Here is a 23,491-nt window from a genome sequence, read left to right as displayed (position 1 = left end):
GTGCGGGCTCGGCGCTCGAGCCGGGATAGGCCGGCGCGACGGGCGCGACGGGCCGCTCGTGCGGCGGCGCGAGCGATGCGCAGCCGGCAAGCAGCAGGGCTGCGCCGAGCGTCGCGAACTTCGATGCCCGCCACGCGCCACGCGGACGAAACCCCCATCCGGCGTGTTCCGGCGCTCGGGGTCGAAGCGATGCAGCGACGCCGCGGGATGCGATGCGATGCCTCATACCGCGTCTCCCTTCGGCACCGGCCGCGGCGGCGCAGGCTCCGCATCGATCTCGTGCGCATCGCGACGGCGCTGCCGCTCACTGCCCTTGAAGATGCGCCGCACGACCACGAAGAACACCGGCACGAACAGCACTGCAAGCAAAGTGGCCGAGATCATGCCGCCCATCACGCCCGTGCCGATGGCGCGCTGGCTGGCCGAACCGGCGCCCGAGGCGATGAACAGCGGCAGCACGCCCAGCATGAAGGCCAGCGAGGTCATGATGATCGGCCGGAAGCGCAGGTGCGCCGCCTCCAGCGTGGCCTCGACGAGCCCCTTGCCCTGCGCGTGCAGGTCCTTCGCGAACTCGATGATCAGCACCGCGTTCTTCGCCGACAGGCCGATGATGGTGATGAGGCCGACCTTGAAGTACACGTCGTTGGGCATCTCGCGCAGGTGGGCGCCGGTCAGTGCGCCGATGATCCCCAGCGGCACCACCAGCAGCACGGCGAAGGGGATCGACCAGCTCTCGTAGAGCGCCGCCAGGCTCAGGAACACGGCGAGCAGCGCGAAGCCGAGCAGGATGAAAACAGTGGCGCCCGAAAGCTTCTCTTCGCGCGACTGCGCCGTCCATTCGAACGCGAAGCCCGCCGGCAACTGCCCCACCAGCCGCTCCATCTCGTCGAGCGCCTGGCCGGTGCTGTAGCCGGGTGCGGCGTCGCCGGTGATGCGCGCCGCCGGGTAGCCGTTGTAGCGCACCGTCTGCATCGGCCCGGTGATCCAGCGCGTGCTCGCGAACGAGGACAGCGGCACCGGATTGCCCTCGCGGTTGAGCACGTTGATGCCGAGCAGATCGTCGGGCTGCATGCGGGCCGGCGCGTCGGCCTGGACGATCACCCGCTGCAGCCGGCCGTTGTTGGGAAAGTCGTTCACGTAGACCGAGCCGAGCGAGGTGGAGATCGCCGCGTTGATGGCCTCGAAAGGAACGCCCAGCGCGTTGGCCTTGTCGCGGTCGATGTCGAGCAGGACCTGCGGCGCGTCCTCCAGGCCCTCCGGGCGAACGCCCGAGAGTACGGGGCTCTTCGAAGCCAGGCCGATGAGCTGGTTGCGCGCGGCCTGCAGCGCCTCGCTGCCGTTGCCGCCGCGGTCCTGCAGCCGCAAGGAAAAGCCCGTGCCGCGGCCCAGTTCGGGAATCGGCGGCGGGCTCACCGCGAAGATGAAAGCATCGCGCACGCTCTGCAGCGCGCCGGTGGTGCGCCCTGCCAGGGCCTGCGCCGATTCGCCGTCGCCTTCGCGTTCGTCCCAGGGTTTGAGCGTCACGAACGCCAGGCCGGCGTTCTGGCCGCTGCCCGAAAAACTGAAGCCGAGCACGGACACGATGCTCTGCACTTCGGGCTGCTCGAGGATGAACTCCTCGGTCTGCTTCATCACCTCGAGCATGCGGTTTTGCGTCGCACCCGGCGGCAACTGCACGTTGACGATGATGTTGCCCTGGTCTTCGTTGGGCAGGAAGGACGTGGGCAGCCGCAGGAACAGGAGCGCCACCACGGCCAGCAGCATCGCGTAGATGACGAGTGCGCGCCCGGTGCGCTTGAGGATGCCGGCAACGCCGCTCTCATAGCTCCGGGCCGTGCGCGCGAAGCCGCGGTTGAACCAGCCGAAGAAGCCGCCCTTGGCATGCTTGTGGCCGGCTTCCACCGGCTTGAGCAAGGTCGCGCACAAAGCCGGCGTGAGCGAAAGCGCCAGGAAAGCCGAGAACATGATCGAGGCCACCATCACCGCCGAGAACTGCCGGTAGATGTTGCCCACCGCGCCGGCAAAGAAGGCCAGCGGCACGAACACGGCGATCAGCACCACGGTGATGCCGATGATGGCGCCGCTGATCTGGCCCATCGCCTTGCGCGTGGCCTGGAGCGGCGGCAGGCCTTCCTCGCTCATGATGCGCTCGACGTTCTCGACCACCACGATGGCGTCGTCGACCACGATGCCGATGACCAGCACCATGCCGAACATCGTGAGCACGTTGATCGAAAAACCCAGCGCGAGCAGCACCGCCAGCGTGCCCAGCAACGCCACCGGCACCACGATGGTCGGGATGATCGTGTAGCGGATGTTCTGCAGGAACAGGTACATCACGCAGAACACCAGCGCCACCGCCTCGAGCAGGGTGATGACGACCTGCTGAATCGAAATCTCGATGAAGCGCGAGCTGTCGTAGGGGATGGTCCAGTTCACGCCCGGCGGGAAGTAGGCCGACAGCTCGGTCATGCGCGCACGGATCGCGTCGGCCGTCTCCAGCGCATTGCCGCCCGGCGCGAGCTGCACACCGATGCCGGTGGAGGGTTTGCCGTTCAGTCGCGCCGAAGTGGCGTAGGCCTGACCGCCGAGTTCGATGCGCGCCACATCGCGCAGATAGACCGCCGAGCCGTCCGGGTTGGCGCGCAACACGATGCCGCCGAAGGCCTCGGGCGTAGTGAGCTGGCCCTCGACCACCACGGTCGCGAAGATCTGCTGGCCCGGCACGCTGGGCAGCTCGCCGATGGTGCCGGAGGACACCTGCGCGTTCTGCGCACGCACGGCGGCCGTCACGTCCGCGGGCGAGAGCCGGTAGCCGACCAGCTTGGCCGGATCGATCCAGATGCGCATGGCGCGCTCGGTGCCGAAGAGCTGTGCCTGGCCCACGCCGTTGATGCGCTGGATCTCGGGCAGCACCGAGCGCGAGGCGTAGTCGCCCAGCGCGATCGGCGTGAAGTTCGGGTCGTCGGACGCCAGGATGGTGAACAGCAGGAAGTTCGAGCGCGCCTTGTCGACGCGCACGCCCTGCTGCGTCACGGCCTGCGGCAGGCGCGGCGCGGCGCGAGAGAGCCGGTTCTGCACGTCCACCTGCGCCAGGTCGATGTTGGTGCCGGGCGCGAACGACAGGGTGATCTGCCCGGTGCCGTTGGCCTGGCTCACCGACTCCAGGTAAATGAGGCCGGGCGAGCCGTTCATCTCCTGCTCGATCACGCTGACCACGCTTTCCTCGAGCGTCTTGGCCGAGGCGCCGGGGTAGGTAGCCGAGATCACCACGGTGGGCGGCGCCACCGGCGGGTACTGCGCGATCGGCAATTGCGTGATGGCGGTGGCGCCCATCACGATGATGAAGAGTGCAATCACCCACGCGAAGATGGGCCGGTCGATGAAGAAGCGGGACATGGGCGGCTCGCCTAGCTGCGGCTGCCGGCGGCAGAGGCCGCCGGCGCCGAAGCGGCCGGCGGCGCGGCCACCGATCCCGAAGCTGCTGGCCCACCCGAGGGCGCCGCCGGAGCCGGCTGCGAGGCCGACGCACCGGCATTGCCGGCGGCAGCCACCGTCTGGCCGCCCTGCCACGGCACCGGCCTGACCGGCGCACCGGGCACCATCATTTTCTGGAAGCCATCGACGACCACCTGCTCGCCGGCCTCGAGACCGCTTTGCACGACCCACTGCGTGCCCAGCGACGAACGGATCTGCACCTTGCGCTTCACGGGCTTGTTGTCCGCGCCCACCACCGTCACCGAGTCGCCCTGCGCCGTGCGCGTGACGGCCTGCTGCGGCAGCAGCACCGCATCGGGCACCTCGGCCTGCGAGAGCCGCACGCGCACGTACTGGCCCGGCAGCAGCAGGCCACCGGGGTTGGGCACGCGGGCTCGCAAAGTGACTTGCCCGGAGCTGGGATCGACCGAGAGATCGGTGAAGAGGAGCTCGCCGGGCTGCGTCATCTCGGTGCCGTCTTCCAGCACCACGCGAACGGGAATGGCGCCGGGAGCGTCACTGCGCTCGATCTTGTCGGCCGCCAGCGCCTTGCGCAGGCGCAACACCTCGCCCGCCGATTGCGTGAAGTTCACGTAGACGGTGCGCACCTGCTGGATCGTCGCCAGTTGCGTGGCCTCGACCGCGCTGACCAGCGCACCTTCGGTCACCAGCGCACGGCCGATGCGCCCGGCGATGGGCGCGTTGACGGTGGCGTAGCCGAGGTTGATGCGTGCCGTCTGCACGGCGGCCTTGCCGGCGGCGACGTCGGCCTCGGCCTGCTTTTGCGCGGCCACGGCGTTGACGTATTCCTGCTGGCTGACCGCATTGGCCTGCACCAGCGGCTTGAAGCGCTTGGCCTGTGCAGCGGCCTGCGTGAGGTTGGCTTCGGCGCGGGCGAGCGTTGCGCGTGCGCTGTCGAAGGCGGCCTGGTAGGGCGCAGGATCGATCTGGAACAGCGCCTGGCCGGCCTTGACTTCGCTGCCTTCTTCGAACAGCCGTTTTTGCACGACACCGTTGACGCGGGCGCGGACCTGCGCCACGCGCACCGCCTCCACACGACCCGGCAACTCCGTTTGGAGCGCCACGGTCTGCGGCGCGACGGTGACGACGCCCACCTCGGGCGGCGGCGCCTTGGCGCGCGCGGCGGAGGCAGCGTCGTCGCGGGCGCCGCAAGCGCCCAGCAACGCGGTGAGTGCGAAGCCGGCCGCAAGGCCCAGCCTGCGTGCGGCGGAAACAGGAAACACATCACAGCGGATCACGGTGCGCGTCCTCGGCTTGGTTGGGGCCGCAGACGGCCGATACGGGAGACAGAAATTCTCGGGCGGCAACGGCGCGAAAGAGCCGCCGAACGCGCCGAGCGAAGAGCGTGCCGAAGACTTCGGCACGCTCCAAGTTGCTGCGGCGCAGTATACATACAGCATAGAATGTATGTTCGATCTACCCTCAACCGACCCCGAGGCAAACAGCACATGGTTCGCAGAACCAAAGAAGAAGCCCTGGCCACACGCGACAGCATCCTGGATGCGGCCGAACACCTGTTCGCGCGCGACGGCGTCTCACGCACTTCGTTGCAGCACATTGCCTCGGCCTGCGGCGTGACACGGGGTGCCATCTACTGGCATTTCCGCGACAAGGCCGAGCTGTTCAACGAGATGATGAACCGTGCCACGCTGCCGATGGAAGCGCTGCGCCAGCCGTCCGGCGCCGCGCCACTCGATCCGGTGGCCGAAGTGCGCTCCTGGGTGCTGGGCGCATTTCGCCTGACCGTGACCGACCCGCGCACGCGCAGGGTTTTCGAGATTGCCACGCACAAGGTCGAATACATCGACGAGCTGAGTGCCGTGCGGGAGCGCCACCTTGCGCGCTACAACCAGTGGGTGACGCGCGCCGAGAAGTGCCTGAAGGCGGCCATCGCGCAAGGCCTGCTCACGCCCAAGGTTTCGGCGCGCACCGCCGCGCGCGGCCTGTGGGCATTGGTCGACGGGCTCATCCAGTTCTGGCTGCTCGAGCCACAGGCGTTCGACTTGCGCCGCACCGGCACCCAGCTGGTCGACTGCTACCTGGATGCGCTGCGGTCTGCCGCAACACCGGTGCACCCAGCCCGGCATTGAGCGGCGCAGGGAGCGTGCGGCGCACAGGGACGGCCTACCCCTGGCGCCCGCTTCTGCTCGCCACGGCGCAAGGGTGCCGGCGAAGCACCACCGCGCTCGCAGGCGAGGAGCCGTCGCATCAGCCGCATGACAGCGGTTCAGCCCGGCGAAAGCGGTGGGCCGTCGAGCAGAAAGTTGTCGGCGTTGCCCGCCGTGTCGGGCGCCGCCTCCGGCGATTCGTCTTTCAGCCCGACTCCGGTGAGCCGCAGCCGCCGCGCTTCGCCGAGCAGGTGATGCAGCTGCGCTGCCGCGGCCGAAGGAGGCAGCCCCTCGGGCCGCACGTTGGAGATGCAGTTGCGCTCGGCGTCGCTCAGCCCCACGCGCGGCGCCCAGCTCACGTACAGGCCCAGGCTGTCGGGCGAACTCAAGCCCGGCCGCTCGCCGATCAGCACCACCACCAGGTCGGCGCCCAGCGCCGCGCCGATCTCGTCGCCGATGGCGACGCGCGCCTCTTGCACCACAGCCACCGGCGCGATGCGCCACGGCGGCGCCGCGGCAAGCAGCGGCCGGAGCGCGGCGAGCAGCGGCACGGCATGGCGGTGCACGGCCAGCGCCGACAGGCCGTCGGCAATGACGAACGCGATGTCGTAGCGCGCCGCCTCGGTGGTGTGCCCGCCATTCAGATGCAGCGAGCCGAGCTTGGCGCGTGAACGGTCGTCCAGACGCCGGCCGAGATCGGGGCGCTGCAGGTAGGTTCGGCGATCGGCCGCCGCACTGTGCAGGGTGAGCGCCGGCCATTGCAGCGCTTCGAGCGCCGTGCGGATCGCGGCAGTGTCGAAGGGCAGGTGCACCGCGTCGCGAGCGCGCGCGTGGTCGAGCCGGAACTGCAGTTGCGCCGCGGTCGGCAAGCTGATGCCGGCGCGGCCGAGCGCGATGCGCGCGGCGGTGAAACGGCGCAGCGACTGCCAGGGGTTGGCGGTGACGAGCAGGTCGGTGGGCGTACTCATTGCGTGGGGCGCATCGGTTATGCGGGCTGGCCCTCACCCCGACCCTCTCCCAGAGGGAGAGGGAGCAATACAAGCCGCAGACAGACGAAGCATTGTTCTTCGTCCGACTGAGAAATGAGCCGTGGTTCGCTCTCCTTGTGGGAGCAGAAGTGTTGTTCCCTCTCCCTCTGCAAGATGAGCTGTGGTTCCCTCTCCTGGTACGAGCAGAAGTGTTGTTCCCTCTCCCTCTGGGAGAGGGTTAGGGTGAGGGCCGGCCGGACCTTCATGCGGGCCTGTTCTTTCATGGCGGCAGCAGCTCCAGGGCACGCCGGAACGGCGCCGGCAATCCCTCCGCCAGCCGGCCCGGCGTACCCGCGAGCGTGATGCCCATGCGCAGCAGCCAGGCCTCGAATTCGGGCGCGGGTGCGAGGCCCAATACACGGCGCAGATAGAGCGCATCGTGAAAGGACGTGCTCTGGTAGCCCAGCATGATGTCGTCCGCACCGGGAATGCCCATCACGAAATTGCAGCCGGCCGCGCCCAGCAGCGTGAGCAGCGCGTCCATGTCGTCGGCGTCGGCCTCGGCGTGGTTGGTGTAGCAGACGTCGCAGCCCATCGGAACGCCGAGCAGCTTGCCGCAGAAGTGATCTTCCAGGCCAGCACGCAGGATCTGCTTGCCGTCGAACAGGTACTCGGGCCCGATGAAGCCGACCACGCTGTTGACGAGCAGCGGCTCGAAGTGCCGTGCCACTGCGTAGGCGCGCGCTTCGATGGTCTGCTGGTCGCAGCCGTGGTGCGCACCGGCCGAAAGCGCACTGCCCTGCCCGGTTTCGAAATACATCACGTTGGCGCCGCGCTGCGTTCGCGCAAGCTGCGCGGCCTTCACCGGCGCGGCGCCCGAGGTCTCGAAAAGATTACCGGGCTGCGCCGAGGTGCCGTCTTCCTCCTCGAACAGCGCGCCGCGCTGCAGGCTCAGTGCCGCGTCGCGCGCCTCGGCAAGCAGTGCCAGGCTGATGCCGAAGCTGCGGTTGGCGGCTTCCGTGCCGGCGATCGACTGGAACACCAGATCGACCGGCGCGCCCTGGTCCATCGCGCGCAGGGTCTGCGTCACGTGGGTCAGCACGCAGGACTGCGTGGGGATGTCGTAGTGGCGGATCACGCCGTCGAGCATCTGCAGCAGCTTGACCACCTGCGGTAGCCGGTCGGTCGCCGGGTTGATGCCGATCACCGCATCGCCGCTGCCGTGCATCAGGCCATCGAGCAGGCTGGCGGCGATGCCGCTCGCAGCGTCGGTGGGATGGTTGGGCTGCAGGCGCGTGGCCAGCCGGCCGCGCTCGCCCAGGCTGTTGCGAAAGCGCGTGCGCACGCTGCATTTGCGCGCGACCAGCACAAGGTCCTGCAGACGCATGAGCTTGCTGACAGCGGCGGCCATCTCGGGCGTGAGGCCGGGCGCCAGGGCGGCGAGCGCAGCGGTGTCGGCCGCGTCGCCGAGCAGCCAGTTGCGGAAATCGCCGACGCTCAGGTGGCGCACCGCGGCGAAGGCCGCCGCGTCGTGGCCATCGCAGATGAGCCGCGTGACCTCGTCGTCCTCGTAAGGCACGACGGCCTCGTCGAGAAAGCGCGCAAGCGGCAACTCGGCCAGCGCCATCTGCGCGGCGACCCGCTCCCGCGCGCTCGCCGCGGCCAGCCCCGCGAGCTGATCGCCCGAGCGCGCCGGGCTCGCCCGTGCCAGCAGCGTGCGCAAGTCGGCAAACGCGAAACGCTCGCCCGCGACGGTGTGGTGATAGCCCATGGGCCGATGCTGCCTCAGGCGCCGCGTCGAATGGCGCTCGTCGATCGAGCGTCATGCGTCATCACGCGGGTGCCGGTCGGGGCGGTGGCTGGCGTGCGCGCTGTGCTACTGCGGTGCGCACGCCCGCGCCGCATGGGATCAGACCTTCGCTTCCCGCCCGAACTGCGCCAGCAGCTCCGCCTTGCGGTCGCTCATCTCCAGGCCCAGCCCGGCGAGATCGAGCGAAGCGCCGCGCACGGCGGGAAAGAGCTGGTCTTCCTCTTCGCGGACGTGGTGGTCGATGTACTCGCCCAGCACGCGCACGTTGGCGTCGTACAGCTCATCTTCAGCGTCCATGGCGCGAATGCGCTCGATCAGATCGCGCGCACTGGCGTGTTCGACGCTGGCCTCGTCGACAAGATCGGTCGGCATAAGAGCGGCGCGCGCGGCGGGATAGAAAATTTCTTCCTCGAGCGCTGCATGCACGGTGAGTTGCACGCAGATGCTTTCGGCCAGCGGCTGCCGCTCGATCGCTTGCGCCTTGAACTCGATGAGGCGCTCGTAGTCCTTGAAGAGCTGCCGGACCTTGCGATGGTCGCTCGTCAACAGTTCAAGCGCGTCGACTTTCGGCGCCGAGCCGCCCGTCGCCAGCGGGACGTCATCGCCGAGATCGAGCGGGCGTTGCACCGACTCTGGCGCGCTGCCGCCGCCGCCCTGCGCGCCGTTGTGCGAGTACACGCGCACGCGTCCCCGGCCGACTGCGCCGGCGGAACCTGCCGGCCGGGTGGCCGCCACCGGGCCGGCGACGCCGGCGCCCGGCGAAGCGCTCGCAGGGCCCGCACCGGGCAGATCGTTACCCGCGGCCCAGCCGCCCTCGCGCCACTCAGCGACCCTTTCCTCGATGTCGATCGCGCCCGCCGACTGCAGGGTTTCGCGGGCGATGTCGAGCCGGGTTTCATCCTGCACGTCAACCTTCACGACCACGGCACCGCGGCGCACGGCTTCGGCGTATTCCGCTTCGTGCTGATGGGCGTCGCCAGGGCCGAAGATTTCGGCAAAAAAGCTGCGCAGGCCATCCATGACGCCGCCTTCCCCGCGCGCTTCACCGCTATCGAGCCGCGGGGCGCCGGACAACGTGGCTTCGTCCCCGGTTGCTGCGCTCACATGCACGCTGCCCTCTCCGAAGCCGCTCACGCCGAGACTGTCGGCTGCCTGACGGGCAGCGTCGATGCGATCGAAAACCCCGACGACGGTTTGCTTCATGGCGGTGTTCCTTCCCTGCGGCACAAGGGACCGCTGTAGAACAAGCCTTTGCGTAGCAAGCGATGTACCCGACGGTGCGGAGCGGTCAGCGGTATCGATGCTGCCCCGGCGATGCGCCGCTCGCTGCCTATGATGAGGCTCGCTGCGCGCCGCGGCCCGCGTGTGCCACGCACCGCGTGCGGCCCCGAGGCGCCGGCAATAACTCGAGGTTCAGGAAGGATCGCTCATGTCAGTTTCCATCGCCAGTTTTCTCGACCACGCCAAAGCCGACATGGATGCGGCCCGCCTCGCCACGCAAAACGGCGATGCCGCGAAGACCTTCGAGCAGATGGCCAACGCCATTGCCTGCCTGGGCGAATGCATCAAGCTGCTCGACACGCGTACCGCTGCCGTCGAGTCGGAGCACCCGGCGCCACCGCCTCCGCCGCTCGGCTGATCGCTCCCGGCCACCGCTCCCGCCGCTGGGCTGATCGCTGCTGGACGCGCCCTCACGCACGCGTCCGGAATTGCCGCGCCGCGAAAGACCAGACCATGCGCGAGGCGTCGGGCCCCTGCGCGTCGCCGAGCGGCTGGCGCGCATCGCCGCCGCTCCATGCGTGGCCCAGCCCTTCGACGCGGCACAGGCTGGCGACAAGCCGCCCCTGCGCCTTGTAGTCCGTCACCGTCATGGCCCGGCGCCGGCCGCGCCGGACTTCGCGGCTCGCCTGGCCCAGCGCGCCGGCCTGCTCGGCCCAGAACTGCGCCACCGTCGCGCCGTTGCTGATGGCCACCACGCCGTCGGCATCGCCATGGATCACAAGCAGGGGCGGCCACAAGGCGCCTGGCAGCGCAGGCGTGGCCTGCCCGCTGCGCCCGCGCATGGCCTTGAGTGCCGTCATCGACGAATCGGCCATGCCCGGCGCGATGCCCGAATGCATGACCAGCGCGCAAAACCGCGCCGGCTCGCGCGTGACCATGAGCGCCGCCATGCTCGCGCCCGCCGACAAGCCGGCGATGGCCACGCGCGTCGCATCCACCGGATAGAGCAGGCACACCTGATCGATCGCCGCGGCCAGGGTGGCGGCCTCGCGCTGGGCCTGGCCGGACCGCGTGCCGTACCAGTGCCAGCAGCCGTGCGGGTGGGCGCTGCGGTCCTGCTCCGGGTAAAGCACGAAGCAGCCTTCGCGCGCCGCGATGCGGTTCATGCGCGTGCTGAGCGCGAAGCCGTTCGCATCCTGCCCGCAGCCGTGCAGCATGACGAGCAGCGGCCGGCGTTCGCCCAGGCCCACGGCGCGCGGACGGTAGAGCCGAAAGCGCCGCATGCCAGCGGGGCCCATCGCAAAGCCGCTCAGCCAGGCACCACCGGCCACCGGGACGCTCTGGCGCGCTGCCGCCTTGTTCAGCGCCGTTGCCTGCCCGGCGACGCGGCGGCCGGTATTCAGGCTCGAATGGGCCAGACGCGTCCATTGCGAAATAGCTCGGCGGTACGAGCTTGCGAGCGAAGGCGTGCGCTTGCGGCGGACAGGCATGGTTATCAGTCGCCGGAGTCGATCTCGGCGCAATGGTGCAGTGCACAAAGCCTAAACGACGCCGGCTTTTGCCGCTTGACTGCCGCTGGCCCGATTCAAGGCCCGCTCGGCCGGGAACAGCGCTTGCTCTCGAACGAACGGCTCAAGCGTCCCTTCATCCACACAGCGTCAGGAACTCGCATGACCATTCAAAGCCAAAGCGACAAGGCCGAAGCCTGGCTGGCACGGCACGGCGTCGTCGGCACATCGACCAGCCTCGGTTCGAGCGACCTGCGGCCTCCGCTTCTGCGCCGGGAAGAAACCGCCGACGAAGACGATTGGGCCACCGAGGCGCAACGCTGGTATCTGCAGCGCGCCCAAGGCGTCGATGTGGCTCAGTTGCTGCCCTATCACCAGACCGGGAAGTAGCTCCGCCTCGCCGCGGTCCCCTCGATCGCCCTCACCGGCTCCGGCCGGCCCGGCGGTGCCTGCTGCCGAGGGCGTCGGGTGAGCGGCACGGTGAAGTAAAGGGGGAGGTGTCGGCCGGCAGGCCGACACCGGAGGACATGAACGAAGCCGGTCGCCCGATGCCCCCGGCAGCTGCGCTGCAGCACCAGCATTGATGCGTTTGAATGCGGCTTGGTATATCAACGACGCACCGGCACAGAACAAACGCATCGATGAGTTGCTGGCTGAGCATGGCAGCGCGCCCGGGTCCTTGCTGGTGACCGACGTCACGCCGCCGGGCGTCAGGGTGCTTTGACCGCGCGTCTGCGCGCGCATGGCGTCGCGCAGAAGTCGGTTCCGAACTTCCCCGCCTGTCGAGCAGCGAAATTCAGCGATCCGCCAACGCCCGATCCACCAAGCGGCAAAGCTCTCCGCCGTCTGTCGGTTTGAGCAAATGGATGTCGAACCCCGCCGCGCGGGCCAGTGCCTTGTCGGCCGGCTGTCCGCGCCCGGTGAGCGCAACCAGGATGGGCGTCGGCCCATCCATGCTCTTGAGGCGGCGGCACGCTTCGTAGCCGTCCATCACCGGCATGTTGATGTCGAGGATGGCCAGGTCAGGATGGAAAGACTGCGCCAGTTCCACCGCCTGCTCGCCGTTGTAGGCGGTGCGGGTCTCATAGCGTGAAGTTTCCAGCAGCATGGCGAGTGTGTCGGCCGCGTCGACGTTGTCGTCGGCAATGAGGATGCGGGCGACACTCAATTGCGCAGCCGTTTTCGCTTGGAAATCAACACTGGCGGAGGGTTGCAAGACAGCCTCTTCACTCCAGCGCCGAGGCTTGGTCCGTCTGCTCCGAAACCGCGTCGCGGGGCGAGCCTTCGCGGCGCAGGCTTTGCTGCAGCCCGCTCATCTTGTCGCCCAGCGCTTCCAGCTCGGCGGCGTCCAGCGCTCGCGCGACCTTGGGGAAGAGGTGCTCCTCTTCTTCCTCGTGATGGTGCTCGGTCTGCTCGTGCAACACCTTGAACTTGGGCTCGAAGGTCTGCGCGCTCGGGTCGAGCTCCAGCAGATCGGCGAGCAGGCGCTTGAGCGAAAGATGTTCTTCCAGGGATTCGAGCAGGATGTCTTCGGTTCGCTTGGCCTTGACGGCCGGGTAGAACACCTGTTCCTCCGAAGCGATGTGCACTGTGAGGTGGTCGGCCACCTCGGCGAACAGCGCTGCGTCCCAGTTCTCCATGCCGCCCTGTTGCAGCTTCTCCATGTTCGCCTCGATCATGCGGTGCTGGCTCGTCAACAGGTCGATCGCATTCATTGGCAGTCCTTCTTTGTGGTTCTCTCAACCACACGCTGGAGCAATCGGTGTGCCCAGCCGCACTGACCTGGCATGCCGGTTGCATATCCGGCCCCGTCGCGATGGAAGGCAACGGTAGGCAACTTGCTGCTGTCCTGGTCGCTCTAGAGGAGCGGGCCATTCGCAATGCCGAGGTGAACATGGAACGCGTGGAAGCGGCAGTGGCGGACGGTGCGACATGTGCGCCCGGCGTCTCTTGCCGGTCGGTGCGGCCTCATTTACCGATTAACGAATGGCGCGCGCGCCTGTCTTTAACCGGGAGCGCCCTTGCGCTCTTCGCCGCCGCTGCGTTGCTCCTGCTCTCCGGGTGCGCCACCTTGCCGGCGCCGCCTGCCGACCGTCCGGTGAGCCGCGCCTTGGCAGAGCCGGAGCAAACGGCCCTCGGCCGCCTGGTCGCGCGCAGCGTCACACGGGCCGGCTTCTCGGGTTTTCGACTGCTTCTGTCCGGCGAAGACGCCTTCGGCTCGCTTGCCGCCCTGGCCGACAACGCCGAGCGCACTCTCGACCTGCAGTACTACCTGATTCGCGGCGACGCTTCGTCGCGTGCACTGCTCACGCGCGTGCATTCGGCCGCCGATCGCGGGGTGCGCGTGCGCATGCTGATCGACGACCTCAACACCGCCGGCGAAGACGGGCTGATGCTGCGCCTGGCCGAGCACGCCAACATCGAGGTCCGGCTGTACAACCCGCTGCCCGCGGGGCGCGGCTCCACCGTGACCCGCGTGCTCGCTTCGCTCACCGACTTCGCGCGCATCAACCGGCGCATGCACAACAAGATGATGGTGGCCGACAACGCGCTGGCGATCATGGGTGGGCGCAATCTCGGCGACGCCTACTTCGTGCAGAGCGACAAGAGCAATTTCGTCGATCTCGACGTGATCGCCGCCGGCCCGGTGGTGCCGGTGCTTTCGCAATCCTTCGACCGCTTCTGGAACGATCCGCTGGCCTACCCGGTCGAGGCCATCGCGGTACTGCCCCCCGCGGACAAGGCCTCCGCAGCGTTGGCCGCTCCCGGCGAACTGCCCGTGGCCGCAGAGCAGAGCATCATCGCCAACGCCCTGGCCCGCGAGGTGATCGCCGGGCGGCTCGATCTGGTCTGGGCGCCGGCGGCGGTGATCGCCGACACGCCCTCCAAGATCATCAGCGAGGAGGACCCGACTGCCGAGGAAACCCTGGCCGACGACATGAACCGGCTGATGCGCAGCGCCACCGCCGAAGTGATCGTCCTCTCGCCCTACTACGTGCCCGGCACGCGCGGGGTCGGGCTGGCCGAGGACCTGCAAGGCAAGGGCGTGGCGCTGCGCGTGCTGACCAATTCGCTGGCGACCACCGATGCTCCCGTGGTGCACATCGGCTACTCGCGTTACCGCGAGCCGCTGCTGAAGGCCGGCGTCGAACTCTACGAACTGCGCCCGCAATTCGACGCGCCGCCGCGCAGCGGGTTCGGCTCCTTCGGTTCGTCGCAGGCCAGCCTGCACAGCAAGGCGCTGATCATCGACCGGCGCACCCTGCTGGTCGGCTCGATGAACATGGACCCGCGCTCGGACAAGCTCAACAGCGAGATCGGCCTGGTCATTCGCAGCCGCGTGCTTGCGCGGCAACTCCAGCGCTTTTTCGAGACGGTTAGCCAGCGAAGCGCCTGGCACGTGACGCCCGCTGCAGACGGCAGCGGCCTGCGCTGGAGCAGCGGCGGGCCGGAGCCGAAAACCGTGCAGACCGAACCCGAGGCGAGCCCCTTGCTGCTGTTCACGCTGAAGCTGCTGGCGCCCTTTGCGCCGGAGGAAATGCTGTGATCGATGGGGCTGCGGGCCTTGCAGCTTTCTCTGCGGGACAGGTGCCGTGAAGCGCCGCGTCGACCTCGACGCCGCGCGCGGGCTGATGCTGGTGCTGATGGCCCTGACCCATCTGCCGACGCGCTTCTCGGGCCCCGCCGGCCAGCCCTTCGGATTCGTCTCGGCGGCCGAGGGCTTCGTGATGCTTTCCGCCTACATGGCGGGCATGGTCTACACGAGCCGCGCACTCAAGGACGGCATTCCGGCCATGCGCACGGCCTTCCTGCTGCGCGCACTGAAGATCTACGGGTGCCAGGCGGCGCTGCTGCTGTTCCTCTTCACCTTCATCGCGGTGCTCGGGCTCACCTTCGACCGCGACGAGGTCAAGGGGCTGATGGGCTTCTTTCTCCAGGAACCGCTGACGGCCTTCATCGGTTCGCTGCTCCTCCTGTACAACCCGCCGCTGCTCGACATCCTGCCGATCTACATCGTCTTCATGCTGGTCAGCCCGCTGCTGCTTGCGCATGGCGTGTCGCGCGGCTGGTTCGCCGTCCTGGGCGGCAGCCTGCTGCTTTGGCTGCTGGCGCAGTTCGACCTGGGCGACCGGCTCTACGCGGCAGGCATTGCGCTAAGCGGCCTGACGACAGTGCCGCCCAAGGCCTACGGGTCCTTCGAAATCTTCGGCTGGCAGTTCCTGTGGGTGCTCGGCCTGTGGATGGGTTCGAGCGCTGCACAGAAGCCCGACGCCGAGAGGCGCTTTCCGCGGGCGGTGGTGCTCCTCGCGCTGGTCTATGCGCTGACCGCCTTCGTGTGGCGCCAGGCGGTCGGCCAGGTGCCCTTCGGCGACAACGGCGCGCTGAACCTGTTGTTCGACAAGTGGCACGTCGGGCCGCTGCGCCTGTTCAACTTCTTCGCGTTGCTGGTGCTGGCCATGCACTACGGGCCGCGTCTGCTCGACCGGCTGCCGCGCCTGACCTGGCTCGAGGTGATGGGCAGTGCCTCGCTGCCGGTGTTCTGCGCGCACCTCGTCCTGGTGCTGCTGGCGCTGGTGCAGTTCGGCGCGCCGAAGCCGGACCGGCCCTTCGCGGTCGATGTGCTGATCGTGATCGGCAGCTTTGCCGCTCTCTACGCGGTGGCGCTGATCAGCCAGCGGCTCGACCGCTACGCCGCGGCCGTCAAGGAGCGGTGGTCGCGGCGGCAGCGGCGGCGCCGGTCTCGGCCAAACGCAAATGCGATGCGATGACCTCTTGCCACAGCGCGTAGCCGGCTTCGTTGAGGTGCAGCGCGTCGGCGGCGAACAGCTCCGGGCGCGGGCGCCCGTCGGCCTGCAGCATGGGCGTGTAGATGTCGATGAAGTCGAGCAGCGGTCGGCTCTGGCTGTAGCGCTCGATGAGCGCATTGGTGGCGCGCATCTTGGGCAGCAGCGCCTCGCGCAGCGGGCTCGGCTTGATGGAGAGATACGCGATGCGCGTTTGCGGCAACTGGCGTTGAACGCCTTCGACGAAGCCGCGGAAGCTCGCCAATACGTCCTCGGGCGATCGGCCTTCGGCCAGATCGTTGTCGCCGGCGTACACCACCACCAGCCGCGGCTTGTAAGGCAGCACCAGACGCTCGAGGTACTGCGTGCAGTCGAGCATGCGCGAGCCGCCGAAGCCCCGCTTGACGATCACCGGCAGTTGACTGAACTGCGTTTCCAGCCCGTCCCACAGGCGGATCGACGAGCTGCCGACGAAGACAACGCCGCCGGGCTTGGGTGCGCGCAGCTCGTCGGCGGCGGCGAAGGCGTCCAGGCTGGCTTGCCAGCGCGGGTCGACCACCACGGCGGGATGCGTCGGACGGGCCGTATCGGCCTGCAACGGCGGGCTGGCCGGCCCCGACTGCGCGCGCGCGGGCACCGCCCAGGTAGCCAGGCCGGCCAAGCCGCTCAGACACACCATGAGCAGGATCGATTTGCGCATTCGCAATGCCTTGCCGAGAGAGTGGATGAAATGGAACGTGCGCAGTGCCATCCGGCGTGGCGCCCCGAACAACGCGAATTGTGTTCTTCGTTGCCCCGGAGAGCTCCGTCCCTCGCCTTGCCGCCGCACCGGGCAGGGTCATCCCCGCAGGCTCGCCTGCCGTTGAGACAAGGAGAACGAGCATGAACGCCGCGCCCCAGTCCTATCTGGCGCGGGTCGTCGCCTTCGTCGCCATCGTCGCCCTCGCCTTGCTGGCCTGGCGGCTGCTCGATGTGATCGTGCTGCTGTTCGCCGCGGTGTTGATGGCGGTGGCGCTGCGCACCTTGGCCAGGCCGCTGCAAGAGCACCTGAAGCTGCCGGCACCGCTGGCGCTGGCACTGGTGGTGCTGGGCGGATTGGCAGTGATCGCACTGGCGATCTGGCTGCTGGGCGACCGGGTGGCTGAACAGTTCGCCAACCTGCGCGCAGCGCTGCCGCCGGCGCTCGACGCGGCGCGCAACTGGCTCGACAGCCAGCCCTTCGGCCAGACCCTGCTCGAACTGTGGAGCAACGCCAAGAGCGGGGAAGCGTTCTGGGCCCGGCTGGCCAGCCTGGCGACGATGACGCTCGGTGCCATCAGCAGCGTGCTGCTGGTCGTTGTGATCGCCATTTATCTGGCCGCGGACCCGGCGCTGTACCGGCGTGGCCTCCTGCACCTGCTGCCACTGGAGCAGCGGCCGGCAGTCGATGGGGCCCTGCAGGCCGCGGGCGAGGGCCTGTCGCGCTGGCTGCTCGGTCAGGGGCTGTCGATGCTGGCGATCGGCACGCTGACGAGCATCGGCCTGGCGCTGCTGGGCATGCCGCTGGCGCTGAGCCTGGGCGTGATCGCCGGCCTGTTCGCTTTCGTGCCGTTCTTCGGAGCGGTGACCTCCGGCGTGCTGATCGTCGTGCTGTCGTTCGCGCAGGGGCCCGACAAGGCGCTGCAAGCCGCCGTGCTGATGCTCGCGGTGCAGCAGTTCGAGGACATGGTGCTGCTGCCCTTCATCCAGCGCTGGGCCGTGCGGCTGCCGCCGGTGCTGGGGCTCGTGGCGGCGGTCATGTTCGCGCTGCTCTTCGGGCCGGTCGGCGTTCTGGTGGCCACGCCGCTGATGGTGCTGTTGATGATCCTGATTCAGCGGCTGTACGTGGACCGGGTGGTCGAAACACCGCGGGCCGAGGCCGAGGCTGCGGCTGGAGCCGCCCCGCGCCGGGACGTGCAGGCGGTGGAATGAAGCTTGCCCTGCACAGCCCGACACGAGGCCCTGCAAGACAAGGAGTTTGACGACATGAAGACCTGGCAAGACGCCGCCGCGGACGCTCGATTTTCGGGCGGCGCGGCCGCCGCCGGCTCGCTGGCCATGCTGGCGGTGTGCGCAAGCCGCAGCGTCGGCAGCGCAACGGCCGCCATCAACGCGCCGAGCCACATCGTGTGGGGCGATGTCGCCTTGCGCAAGAACGCGCCGAGCCTGCGCTACACCGTGCCGGGGCTCGCGTTGCATGTCGGCTCCGCGCTGTTCTGGGGCGTGCTGTACGAGAAGTTCCTCGCCCCGCCCGCAGGCGCCGGCGCCCCGACGATGCTGCGCAACGCCGGACTGGCCACTGCCGGCGCGGCCCTGGTAGACCTGCGCCTGGTGCCCAGCCGGCTCACACCCGGATTCGAGCGGCGGCTTCCCCGCACGGGCCTGCTGATGGTGTACGGCGCGTTCGCGCTCGGGCTGGCAGTCGGTGGGTGCGCGGCGGCGCAACGGCGTCAGGCCAGCCGGTTGTCGCCGGCACAGCGCGACTCACCCGAGCTGCAAGCGTTGGGACCGTTCGCGACGCCGAGCGAACGGCCATCCGCCGCACGCGCGGTGGCCTGACCGCAGATCGGGTCAGCCGCGTGACGAACGACCCGCCACGCTCACCAGGGCCATGTCGTCGCGCTTCTCGAGCACACCGTCTATGTAGAGTTTTTGCACGAGAACCATGAGCACGACCATCGCGGGGGTGGCCAGCAAGACGCCCATAAGGCCGAACAGCACACCGAACATCACGGCCGCAGCCAGCCCCAGCACCGGCGGAAGATCGACCGCCCAGCGCTGCACGAAGGGCATCAGCACCTGCCCTTCCATTTGCTGGATGGTCAGGGCGAGGATCACGACATACAGCGCGGTTTGCGGCCCCTGCATGAAGCCCAGCAGCACGGCCAGCAGGCCGCCCGCGATGGCGCCGAAGAACGGGATGAACGCGAGCAGGCCCGACACCACGCCGACCGAGAACGCCAGCGGCACGTCGAGCAGCCACAAGCCCAGCGCCGTGGCGCTGCCGACGAACAGCATCGACACCGACTGCCCGAGCAGCCAGCGCGAGAGCGCGGCGCCGCTGGCATCGAGGGCGTCCGCCGCCTGGTTGCGCAATGCCGGCGGTACCAGACGAATCAGGCCGTTGCGATAAACGCGCGGCGACACGGCCAGGTAGATGCCCATGATGAGCATCAGCCCGGCGCTGCCCAGGGCGCCAAAGGTCAACCCCGCATAGCCGGCCAACCGGGTCGCCAGCGGGCTCGTGTCGGCGCGCACCTCGTCGACGTACTGCAGCACCGCCGTTCCGACCCGATGGTTGTTCAGCCAGCCCATCACCGCGTCCACCGCCGCCGGCAAGCCTTCGCGCAGCCGCTCGAACTGCTCGACGAGCGGATCGCCCACGAGCCAGATGCCGAGGACGAGCAGGCCGGTCAGCAACACCAGGCAGCTCATGACCGACCAGCCCGCGGGCACGCGCAGATACTTCTCCAGCGAGCCGGCCAGGACGCGAAGCGCCGCGGCCACGATGATCGCGCCGAAAGCGAGCATGAACAGGTCCATCAACTGCCAGGCGATCAGCGCCAGCAGCAGCGAGAACGCGACGAGCGCGACCTTGCGGGGGAAGCTCCAGGAGGTCGACTCCACGGCAGTCGGCAAGGCTCGCGTCATGACAGCTCGGGCCACTGAGCGGTGACGGTCACCGACGCGATGCGATGCCCGGCGAGCGCGGCGACGCGGAACTCGAAGCGATCATGCTTCACTGCCTCCTCGATGGTGGGTAGCCTACCGAACCTGGCGAGAAGAAAGCCGGCCAGCGAGGTGTAGTCCTCGCGCTCGTCGACCAGCCCGCTCGTCTCGAGCTCGCGCTCCACCTGGTGCAGGTCGGCGCCGCCCTCGATCTGCCACCTGCCATCGCCCAGCGGCTGGATGGCGGCTGGCTCGTCGTCGTCTGGGAACTCGCCCGCGATGGCCTCGAACACGTCGATCGGCGTGACGAGTCCGTGCAGGGTGCCGTACTCGTCGCTGATCAGCGCCATCTGCCCGGGCGCCTTGCGCAGCTTGCCGATCAGGTCGAGCACGGCGCCGGACTCCGGCACGATCAGCGCCGGCCGGATCATGCGGCAGGGTCCGTGAGGAGTTCGGTCATGCGCTGTCGGGCACGGGTGTTGTAGGGAGCGTGTACGTGCGAACAAAATCGGGCCCGCCCGACACGCCTGCGCAATCAAGAAGCGCAGACTCGTCGGGCGGGCCGATCCGCCAGTGTGGAATGAGCGGGGTGGATCAGAGCTTGTCGATCCCGTCCTTGGCCTTTTCCTTGGCATCGCCGTAGGTACCCTGCACCTTGCCGCTCGCCTTGTCAGCGCGGCCTTCGTTTTCCATGCGCTTGTTGCCCACGGCTTCGCCGGTCTTTTCCTTTACCTTGCCGGCGGCTTCGTCGACGCGACCCTTGACTTGGTCCTTGTTCATGACTGTCTCCTTGTCGGAACTGGCGCAAGGCACAAGCGCCTTGGCGTAGCGAAACTTTCGCTGCCCCGCCGCTCTGCGTCTGTGGTCAAGGGCACCCTCGTGCGTAGGGAAAGGCTTACACGCTGAGCGGCTTCGACCCACGGATATGCGCTGCAGCTACGGATTCGGTGGCGGCTAACGCAGTGTCTGCAAATACGTCGCCATGTCGTGCGCATGCTGAGCCGTTACGCCCATGTCAGGCATCGCGGTTTCGGGATCGATACGCTGAGGGTCGCGCAGCCAGGCGACGAGATTGGCTGTGGTGTTCGGCAATGCCCCGGCGATCCACTGGCGCCCGGCCAGGCCGCCGAGCGGCGGGCCGATGTGGACGGGCGCGCCCGTCACGCCGGGAATGCTGTGGCAGGCGATGCAGGCGTACTCGCGCATGGCTTGGCGGCCCCGCTCGGCGTTGCCCACGAGCGCCGGCCCGACCGCTTCATCGGCCCCACCGACCCGGCACTGCTCGCTGTCGGCTGCGGCCATGCGCTCCTCGTAGCCCTGCGGCGTCAGCGCGGGCAGGCGGGTGAGAAAGGCGACCACCGCCCACATTTCCCGGTCGCTCAAGTGGTACTCCCAGGCCGGCATGCCGCTCATCTTGATGCCCTCCCGCGTGACCCAGTACAGCTCCCGCGCACGCCAGTGCCGGGCAGCGTCGATCAGCGAGACGGGCACCGGCTGCATGCTCCGGCTGAAGTCGCCCGGCGCGACGCCGGGCGCGCCATGGCATTGCACGCAGTGGTCGCGAAAGCAGGCGGCGCCCCGCTGCAGCAGTTCGGGCTCGTCGAGCGGCGGCGGCTCGATGTTGCGCGCGCGCAGCCGGACCGAACGTTTCATCGCCGTTTCAAGCACCGAATACGTAGGTTGCAGATGCGCCGCCGTCGCCGCCACGTTGTACAGGCCGCCATAGACCATGACCACCCCGATCAGCGCGGCGACGCCGGCCAGCACCGCAAGCGTCGATGCCACCACCTTCCACGGTGCAGAGCTGGACGGTTGGGCGGATGGCGCCGCGTTGCGCTCGCCCTCGGGCTCGCGCCCGCGTGCGGGCGGAACGGTCGGCGGGGCATCGGCCGCAGGCTGCATCGGGGGTTCGCTCACGCTTGCCGGCCAAGCAAGTGCAAGGCCCGGGACTCTCGGGGGCGGCGACTTGTCCGTGCCGCGGCTCGACTCCTTCATCCAGATCCGTGACCGCCAGGCTCGAGCTGCGGTCGGCAAACCGTGCTGCAACGCTGACAAGTGCCGGCTCGTTGCACCGGTCGCGTCACCGTTGCAGCGCGACTCCCCGCGCGCCACGCGCAACGCCACAGCCGCTGTACCCACGGCGCACACGGCATGCGAACGGGCAGCACGAACGCAGGCCTCGGATCGAGCGGGCACGACTCGCGCTAGTCGCGGCAGCAAGGATGGCAATGAACCGCACACCGCAGCACGACCCGGCTTGCGCATGCCCGCGCCGCGGTCCTGGGACTCGAACGCCCCGCGGGCTCCTGCGCCCTGGACTGTTCGCCAGCGCAGCGCTGGCGCTCATGCTGAGCGGCTGTGACGTCCTGCAGGGCGGCGCTGCCACGCCGCAGCCGCTTTCTGCTGGCGATGCCGATCGCGGCCTGCGCCTGCTCTCGCAATACCAGTGCGGCAGTTGCCACGCCATTCCCGGCGTACCGGCGGCACAGGGCGGCATCGGCCCGCCGCTCGGCGCCTTCGGGCGGCGCAGCTACATCGCCGGGCAGCTGCCCAGCGTGCCGGAAACGCTCGCCCGCTGGATCGCCGATCCAGCCGCCCTGATCCCCGGCACCGCCATGCCCGACATGGGCGCCAGCAAGGCCGATGCGCGCGACATGGCGGCCTATCTGCTCACGCTGAAATGAAGCACACGGGGAATCTCGCTGCAAGTTGGCTCGCGCTAGTGCGGCGTGCTTGCGCGGCGGCTTGCGAGACGAAGCCTCGTCCCGCGGTCCGCAGGTCTTTGTGCGAGCGGCGGGCATTGCCGCTGCTCGCGCTCGTTGTGGCAGCAGCCTCGCCGCTCCAGGCGCAAGACCTGAGCGATCGAAGCGTCTCCTCGAGCTCGGTGCTGGCACCAGCTGCCATCGACGCCGCTTCCATCGCGCAGATTGGCTGGGTGCTGTTCGGCGGCGGCACGCTGATCTTCGTGCTGGTGATGGCGCTGCTGTGGCGCGCGATGCGCAAGCCAGCGCGGCCGGTGCGGCCGGCGCTGTGGATCGTCGGCGGTGGCCTGGTGTTTCCGGTGGTGGTGCTCTCGGCGCTTCTCGGTTGGACCACGCTGCGCAGCGCGACCTTCGCCCAAGCGACGCCGAGCGACGCGCTGGTGGTGAGCGTGACCGGGCACATGTGGTGGTGGGAAATCCGCTACCGCGACCCGGCCACGGGCGAAGAGATCGTCACCGCCAACGAGCTGCACCTGCCGGTCGGGCGAACCGTCCACCTGGGCCTGACCACGGCCGACGTGATCCACAGCTTCTGGGTGCCACAACTCGGCGGCAAGGTCGACATGATGCCGGGCCGCGTGAACCGGCTGCTCGTCAACGCGACCGAGCCCGGCACCTACCGCGGGCAGTGCGCGGAGTACTGCGGCACACAGCATGCGCGCATGGCGCTGCACGTGGTGGCGCACGCGCCCGACGAGTTCGCGGCGTGGCTCGCGCGGCAGGCGCAGGCGGCGGCGGAGCCGGCCGACGCACTGGCCTTGCTCGGGCGCGAAGCCTTCGTGGCACAGCGTTGCGCCGCCTGCCACACGGTGCGCGGCGTGGCCGAGGGCCTGCAGCTCGGGCCTGACCTCACCCACGTGGGCAGCCGCTTGTATCTCGGTGCCGGCGTGCTGCCCAACCACCCCGGCACGCTGATGGCATGGATCAGCAACGTGCAGGACCTCAAGCCCGGCGCACGCATGCCCTCGTTCGCGCATGTCGGCCAGGCGGACCTGAAGGCGCTGGCCGCCTACCTGACGCAGCTGAAATGAAACGACTGTCTGTTCTCGGCTCGTTGGGGGCCGTCAGTCCGCTGCGTTATTTGTATGTTCGGCGTGTTGAGCAAAGCCGCGGGCGGGCGGCGGGCTTCGCTTCAGTGCGGCGGT

At 68.9% G+C, this 23,491-nt stretch carries 23 protein-coding genes and 1 pseudogene; 10 read left to right on the top strand and 14 right to left on the bottom strand.

Going from position 1 to position 23,491, the window contains the following annotated elements:
• The 3 genes and pseudogenes from H0W40_RS13280 to H0W40_RS13270 form a co-directional block, all read right to left on the bottom strand.
• A pseudogene (locus H0W40_RS13280) lies at positions 1-226 on the bottom strand (hypothetical protein); the annotation flags it as partial.
• Positions 223-3,399, bottom strand: a complete 3,177-nt coding sequence (locus tag H0W40_RS13275) for an efflux RND transporter permease subunit (RefSeq protein WP_292446894.1) — start codon at positions 3,397-3,399, stop codon at positions 223-225. The gene H0W40_RS13275 and the pseudogene H0W40_RS13280, both read right to left, overlap by 4 nt.
• 11 nt (positions 3,400-3,410) lie before the next feature.
• Positions 3,411-4,661: an efflux RND transporter periplasmic adaptor subunit gene (locus tag H0W40_RS13270; RefSeq protein WP_292446897.1), complete on the bottom strand. Its 1,251-nt coding sequence runs from the start codon at positions 4,659-4,661 to the stop codon at positions 3,411-3,413.
• 285 nt (positions 4,662-4,946) lie between these two features.
• On the opposite strand from H0W40_RS13270, the gene H0W40_RS13265 reads away from it, so the two are divergent.
• Positions 4,947-5,588, top strand: a complete 642-nt coding sequence (locus H0W40_RS13265) for a TetR family transcriptional regulator (protein ID WP_292446892.1) — start codon at positions 4,947-4,949, stop codon at positions 5,586-5,588.
• Positions 5,589-5,725: 137 nt separating this feature from the next.
• Here H0W40_RS13265 and eutC read toward each other — a convergent pair whose 3' ends face one another.
• The 3 genes from eutC to H0W40_RS13250 form a co-directional block, all read right to left on the bottom strand.
• Positions 5,726-6,574: an ethanolamine ammonia-lyase subunit EutC gene (gene eutC / locus H0W40_RS13260; RefSeq protein WP_292446890.1), complete on the bottom strand. Its 849-nt coding sequence runs from the start codon at positions 6,572-6,574 to the stop codon at positions 5,726-5,728.
• A 280-nt stretch (positions 6,575-6,854) separates the two neighbouring features.
• The gene (locus tag H0W40_RS13255; RefSeq protein ID WP_292446888.1) at positions 6,855-8,345 is read right to left on the bottom strand and encodes an ethanolamine ammonia-lyase subunit EutB; all 1,491 of its coding nucleotides are present in this window, start codon (positions 8,343-8,345) and stop codon (positions 6,855-6,857) included.
• 138 nt (positions 8,346-8,483) lie between these two features.
• Positions 8,484-9,587 (bottom strand): hemerythrin domain-containing protein, encoded by a 1,104-nt coding sequence (locus H0W40_RS13250; protein WP_292446885.1) that lies wholly within the window; start codon positions 9,585-9,587, stop codon positions 8,484-8,486.
• Positions 9,588-9,813: 226 nt separating this feature from the next.
• Here H0W40_RS13250 and H0W40_RS13245 point away from each other — a divergent pair, with 226 nt between their 5' ends.
• A complete protein-coding gene (locus tag H0W40_RS13245) occupies positions 9,814-10,023 on the top strand; it encodes a hypothetical protein (protein ID WP_292446884.1) in 210 nt (69 codons plus the stop codon).
• Positions 10,024-10,075: 52 nt separating this feature from the next.
• Here the strand turns inward: H0W40_RS13245 and H0W40_RS13240 are convergent, their stop codons facing one another.
• Positions 10,076-11,095, bottom strand: a complete 1,020-nt coding sequence (locus H0W40_RS13240; protein ID WP_292446881.1) for a PHB depolymerase family esterase — start codon at positions 11,093-11,095, stop codon at positions 10,076-10,078.
• A 180-nt stretch (positions 11,096-11,275) separates the two neighbouring features.
• Between H0W40_RS13240 and H0W40_RS13235 the strand changes: the two genes are divergently transcribed.
• Both H0W40_RS13235 and H0W40_RS13230 read left to right on the top strand, forming a co-directional pair.
• Positions 11,276-11,503, top strand: coding sequence for a hypothetical protein (locus tag H0W40_RS13235; protein WP_292446880.1), 228 nt, complete (start codon positions 11,276-11,278; stop codon positions 11,501-11,503).
• Positions 11,504-11,696: 193 nt separating this feature from the next.
• Positions 11,697-11,837 (top strand): hypothetical protein, encoded by a 141-nt coding sequence (locus tag H0W40_RS13230; protein WP_292446877.1) that lies wholly within the window; start codon positions 11,697-11,699, stop codon positions 11,835-11,837.
• 72 nt (positions 11,838-11,909) lie between these two features.
• On the opposite strand, the gene H0W40_RS13225 is transcribed toward H0W40_RS13230, so the two are convergent.
• Together H0W40_RS13225 and H0W40_RS13220 are read right to left on the bottom strand one after the other, a co-directional pair.
• A complete protein-coding gene (locus H0W40_RS13225; RefSeq protein WP_292446875.1) occupies positions 11,910-12,329 on the bottom strand; it encodes a response regulator in 420 nt (139 codons plus the stop codon).
• A gap of 10 nt (positions 12,330-12,339) precedes the next feature.
• The gene (locus H0W40_RS13220; protein WP_292446874.1) at positions 12,340-12,828 is read right to left on the bottom strand and encodes a hemerythrin domain-containing protein; all 489 of its coding nucleotides are present in this window, start codon (positions 12,826-12,828) and stop codon (positions 12,340-12,342) included.
• Between the two features lie 383 nt (positions 12,829-13,211).
• Here H0W40_RS13220 and H0W40_RS13215 point away from each other — a divergent pair, with 383 nt between their 5' ends.
• Both H0W40_RS13215 and opgC read left to right on the top strand, forming a co-directional pair.
• Positions 13,212-14,660: a phospholipase D family protein gene (locus H0W40_RS13215; RefSeq protein WP_292446872.1), complete on the top strand. Its 1,449-nt coding sequence runs from the start codon at positions 13,212-13,214 to the stop codon at positions 14,658-14,660.
• Between the two features lie 46 nt (positions 14,661-14,706).
• Positions 14,707-15,882, top strand: coding sequence for an OpgC domain-containing protein (gene opgC, locus H0W40_RS13210; protein ID WP_292446870.1), 1,176 nt, complete (start codon positions 14,707-14,709; stop codon positions 15,880-15,882).
• Here the strand turns inward: opgC and H0W40_RS13205 are convergent.
• Positions 15,815-16,597 (bottom strand): SGNH/GDSL hydrolase family protein, encoded by a 783-nt coding sequence (locus H0W40_RS13205; RefSeq protein ID WP_292446868.1) that lies wholly within the window; start codon positions 16,595-16,597, stop codon positions 15,815-15,817. The genes opgC and H0W40_RS13205 overlap by 68 nt on opposite strands.
• A 182-nt stretch (positions 16,598-16,779) precedes the next feature.
• Between H0W40_RS13205 and H0W40_RS13200 the strand changes: the two genes are divergently transcribed.
• Positions 16,780-17,847, top strand: coding sequence for an AI-2E family transporter (locus tag H0W40_RS13200; protein ID WP_292446866.1), 1,068 nt, complete (start codon positions 16,780-16,782; stop codon positions 17,845-17,847).
• A gap of 54 nt (positions 17,848-17,901) precedes the next feature.
• The gene (locus H0W40_RS13195; protein WP_292446865.1) at positions 17,902-18,474 is read left to right on the top strand and encodes a hypothetical protein; all 573 of its coding nucleotides are present in this window, start codon (positions 17,902-17,904) and stop codon (positions 18,472-18,474) included.
• Positions 18,475-18,486: 12 nt separating this feature from the next.
• On the opposite strand, the gene H0W40_RS13190 is transcribed toward H0W40_RS13195, so the two are convergent.
• From H0W40_RS13190 to H0W40_RS13175, 4 genes are all read right to left on the bottom strand, one after another.
• Entirely contained in the window at positions 18,487-19,566 is a 1,080-nt protein-coding gene (locus H0W40_RS13190) for an AI-2E family transporter (RefSeq protein WP_292446863.1), read from the bottom strand.
• On the bottom strand, positions 19,563-20,015 hold the full coding sequence (locus H0W40_RS13185; RefSeq protein WP_292446862.1) for a transporter associated domain-containing protein: 453 nt from the start codon (positions 20,013-20,015) through the stop codon (positions 19,563-19,565). The genes H0W40_RS13190 and H0W40_RS13185 overlap by 4 nt, the downstream gene beginning before the upstream one ends.
• 163 nt (positions 20,016-20,178) lie before the next feature.
• Positions 20,179-20,364, bottom strand: coding sequence for a CsbD family protein (locus H0W40_RS13180; protein WP_292446860.1), 186 nt, complete (start codon positions 20,362-20,364; stop codon positions 20,179-20,181).
• Positions 20,365-20,538: 174 nt separating this feature from the next.
• The gene (locus H0W40_RS13175) at positions 20,539-21,501 is read right to left on the bottom strand and encodes a c-type cytochrome (protein WP_292446858.1); all 963 of its coding nucleotides are present in this window, start codon (positions 21,499-21,501) and stop codon (positions 20,539-20,541) included.
• A gap of 428 nt (positions 21,502-21,929) precedes the next feature.
• Between H0W40_RS13175 and H0W40_RS13170 the strand changes: the two genes are divergently transcribed.
• Positions 21,930-22,268, top strand: a complete 339-nt coding sequence (locus H0W40_RS13170; RefSeq protein WP_292446856.1) for a c-type cytochrome — start codon at positions 21,930-21,932, stop codon at positions 22,266-22,268.
• A gap of 200 nt (positions 22,269-22,468) precedes the next feature.
• Positions 22,469-23,377 carry a cytochrome c oxidase subunit II gene (gene coxB, locus H0W40_RS13165; RefSeq protein WP_292446854.1) on the top strand — a complete coding sequence of 303 codons (909 nt, stop codon included), beginning with the start codon at positions 22,469-22,471 and terminating at the stop codon, positions 23,375-23,377.
• Positions 23,378-23,491 lie beyond the last annotated feature (114 nt).

The sequence above is a fragment of the Methylibium sp. genome (assembly GCF_013817345.1).
Taxonomy (GTDB): domain Bacteria; phylum Pseudomonadota; class Gammaproteobacteria; order Burkholderiales; family Burkholderiaceae_C; genus Methylibium.
This window is presented reverse-complemented; position numbering and strand designations above follow the sequence as displayed.

Excerpts from the sequence above, each read along its gene's own strand:
- H0W40_RS13275 (WP_292446894.1), bottom strand. The coding sequence starts at position 3,399 with ATGTCCCGCTTCTTCATCGACCGGCCCATCTTCGCGTGGGTGATTGCA.
- H0W40_RS13265 (WP_292446892.1), top strand. The coding sequence starts at position 4,947 with ATGGTTCGCAGAACCAAAGAAGAAGCCCTGGCCACACGCGACAGCATC.
- eutC (WP_292446890.1), bottom strand. The coding sequence starts at position 6,574 with ATGAGTACGCCCACCGACCTGCTCGTCACCGCCAACCCCTGGCAGTCG.
- H0W40_RS13255 (WP_292446888.1), bottom strand. The coding sequence starts at position 8,345 with ATGGGCTATCACCACACCGTCGCGGGCGAGCGTTTCGCGTTTGCCGAC.
- H0W40_RS13250 (WP_292446885.1), bottom strand. The coding sequence starts at position 9,587 with ATGAAGCAAACCGTCGTCGGGGTTTTCGATCGCATCGACGCTGCCCGT.
- H0W40_RS13245 (WP_292446884.1), top strand. The coding sequence starts at position 9,814 with ATGTCAGTTTCCATCGCCAGTTTTCTCGACCACGCCAAAGCCGACATG.
- H0W40_RS13240 (WP_292446881.1), bottom strand. The coding sequence starts at position 11,095 with ATGCCTGTCCGCCGCAAGCGCACGCCTTCGCTCGCAAGCTCGTACCGC.
- H0W40_RS13235 (WP_292446880.1), top strand. The coding sequence starts at position 11,276 with ATGACCATTCAAAGCCAAAGCGACAAGGCCGAAGCCTGGCTGGCACGG.
- H0W40_RS13230 (WP_292446877.1), top strand. The coding sequence starts at position 11,697 with ATGCGTTTGAATGCGGCTTGGTATATCAACGACGCACCGGCACAGAAC.
- H0W40_RS13220 (WP_292446874.1), bottom strand. The coding sequence starts at position 12,828 with ATGAATGCGATCGACCTGTTGACGAGCCAGCACCGCATGATCGAGGCG.
- H0W40_RS13205 (WP_292446868.1), bottom strand. The coding sequence starts at position 16,597 with ATGCGCAAATCGATCCTGCTCATGGTGTGTCTGAGCGGCTTGGCCGGC.
- H0W40_RS13200 (WP_292446866.1), top strand. The coding sequence starts at position 16,780 with ATGAACGCCGCGCCCCAGTCCTATCTGGCGCGGGTCGTCGCCTTCGTC.
- H0W40_RS13195 (WP_292446865.1), top strand. The coding sequence starts at position 17,902 with ATGAAGACCTGGCAAGACGCCGCCGCGGACGCTCGATTTTCGGGCGGC.
- H0W40_RS13190 (WP_292446863.1), bottom strand. The coding sequence starts at position 19,566 with ATGACGCGAGCCTTGCCGACTGCCGTGGAGTCGACCTCCTGGAGCTTC.
- H0W40_RS13185 (WP_292446862.1), bottom strand. The coding sequence starts at position 20,015 with ATGATCCGGCCGGCGCTGATCGTGCCGGAGTCCGGCGCCGTGCTCGAC.
- H0W40_RS13180 (WP_292446860.1), bottom strand. The coding sequence starts at position 20,364 with ATGAACAAGGACCAAGTCAAGGGTCGCGTCGACGAAGCCGCCGGCAAG.
- H0W40_RS13170 (WP_292446856.1), top strand. The coding sequence starts at position 21,930 with ATGCTGAGCGGCTGTGACGTCCTGCAGGGCGGCGCTGCCACGCCGCAG.